General features: G+C 37.5%; 2 protein-coding genes. Both read right to left on the bottom strand.

The genetic code is table 11. The annotated features are described in order from the left end of the window. Nucleotides 1-846, bottom strand: an 846-nt coding sequence (locus Q0192_RS17470) for a DUF1080 domain-containing protein (RefSeq protein WP_299291544.1), incomplete at its 3' end; no start/stop codon positions are given. Nucleotides 847-1,209: 363 nt separating this feature from the next. Beyond that, on the bottom strand, nucleotides 1,210-2,115 hold the full coding sequence (locus Q0192_RS17465) for a TlpA disulfide reductase family protein (protein ID WP_299291542.1): 906 nt from the start codon (nucleotides 2,113-2,115) through the stop codon (nucleotides 1,210-1,212). Nucleotides 2,116-2,272 lie beyond the last annotated feature (157 nt).

Raw genomic sequence — 2,272 nt, 5'->3', positions numbered from 1 at the left:
CAAAAATTGCGCAGGAATTCTACTGATAGGCCGTATTTGAATGTCTTTATAAAAAATTTCTGCACCTTCTGATTGGATTTGAAGCTTTCCTTTTTTAAGCGGAAGTACTTGTCCTTTTTCCTGTTGAGAAGAATGAAACAGCACCATCATTACCTTTCCGTTAACTACATGAACGCTTGTATCTCCATGGCAATACAAATCCAGCGTATTCCATTCGCCTGAAGGATTTTCTGCATTGGTTTGCTTTAAACAGTGGCGGCCAAATTTACCAATAGCGCTAAAAGTAATTGGTTCGCCGTTTGGGCTGTAAACAAAAGTAGAATCGGGTTTCCGAACTACTTTTACGGTTTCCATTCCGCCGGCACAACCCCAGTAATCGCCGCAGTTACCTTCTTCAAGCTGAAATTCCTGTGAACGCATCCAGGAACCATAGTCAGCGCCGTGCGGGCCAACGGCAAAATACAGCAAACCGCTATCTTTTTTCTTATTCTTTTTTTGTCCCCAGCTTAAATTTCCCCACTTAAATTTAAGCTGAAAATGAAAGTTTTCGTATTCTTTTTGAGTGGAAATACCGCCCCAGTTCTCGCCCGAAACTCGGATTACGTTTTCGCCTGCTTCTTTTACCACTGTAAAAACATGTTTCGGATCTTTGTTTAATCCAACTGGAACGCCCGTAATTGCTTTTCCCGTCGAATCCATATCCGGCGCAATATAAGAATCCCAGCCTTGCAAATTTTTGCCGTCAAAAAGCTTCGTCCATTTTCCGGTAGTCGGTTGTGTTGCTGTAAAAGCTGCAACTAAAATTAAAGGCAGTAAAAACAGCATTAACCATTTTTTATCTTTCATAAACTGGTTTTGATTGAGGTTTAATTTTTAAAATTAACTTTTTTGAGCTTGCTTTTTTATTCCGTAAAAGAAGCACCACGGTTTAGATTAAGGCTTAGTATGGGTAGCAACCGATTTTGAAGTCCGAAAGCCAATCCACCAGACATTGCGGCCAGGGATGTACAGCATTTAATTTAGAACGGTTGCCCGTATCGCCGAATCATGAAAAGATATTTTATAAAAAGGCAAAAACAATAAATTCACCCAGTTGAGATGCTAATATAATGGTTAATGGAACTTATTCCTATGAAAAAATTTCCTTGGGTTGTCAATTTAAAAAACGACCGTTAAACGATAATTATATTTTGGCCAAATCTTATCTCGTTAATTTTCTATTAAAGCATCTATTTGGCCAGACAATTTCTTTTCAAAACCATCAGGATGGCCCTCTATAACACTTACTATTTTTCCTTCCTTATCAATAAGGTAGAATGTAGGCGCTGAATATGCACGATAGGCGTTCGCCACATCAGCTCCATTTGGATACATTTTATTTGTTATACGCTGGCTTTCCTTAAATTCTTTTACTAATTTTTTGCTGTCTCTGGTACTCAGACTAAGTAGCACAAAGCTCTTATTTTCATATTTCTTTTGAATGTTATCCAAAGATGCCAAAGATTGAATACAGGGAACACAGCCAACAAAGAAAAAATCCATCAATACAATTTTACCCTTAAATTCTGATAATGAAGTTTTCCTGTCATCGGTATCGTATAGGGTCCATTCGGGTGCTGTTGTGCCTGGCACCAATAAAGTTGTCTGCTCTATGGGTTTTTCTTTGAATGGGTGAAATCCTGCAGGTACAGCAAAATAAGTCGCATTAATTGTATCCTGCTCCACTTGATAATTGAAATAATTTTCTTCTATGTAATAGTCAGCAACATCTTTACTGAAGTCGGCCGCCCTGACCCGGTTTAATATCCTTAGGGGTAAGCCCGTCGCCTTATCAATAAACAGGTGTCTGTATACGTACACTCGATCTTTGTTAATAAGGGTATCTTTAACCTTAATAATGAAATGATAGCTATTAAGGGTGTTAACAATGGTATCTTGGGATCTCACAAGTTTGGAGGGATTTTTATTTAGAAATGTTTTTATCCAGGTTAACTGGCCAGGCAGTGACTGGTTAAATGTCATTGCTTGTTTATTGCTCGTTTGGTAAGTACTGTCACTGGAAGATAATGAATTTTGATTTTTTCCTGAATATAACTCTATTATCGGCACTTTCATACCACTATATTTAAACTCATGCCTGAAAAAATAACCGATGTCCTTATCTTCAGCTTTCTTTAAGAAGATAAATTTTTGTTCATTTATTAAGGTATCACCAAATTGGAGTTGCTATCTTTAAATGGACAATAGGTTAAGGGAAAGACTTAACTTTAGA

Origin of the sequence: uncultured Mucilaginibacter sp., from assembly GCF_937859865.1 — a bacterium.
Lineage (GTDB): Bacteria > Bacteroidota > Bacteroidia > Sphingobacteriales > Sphingobacteriaceae > Mucilaginibacter_A.
This window is presented reverse-complemented; position numbering and strand designations above follow the sequence as displayed.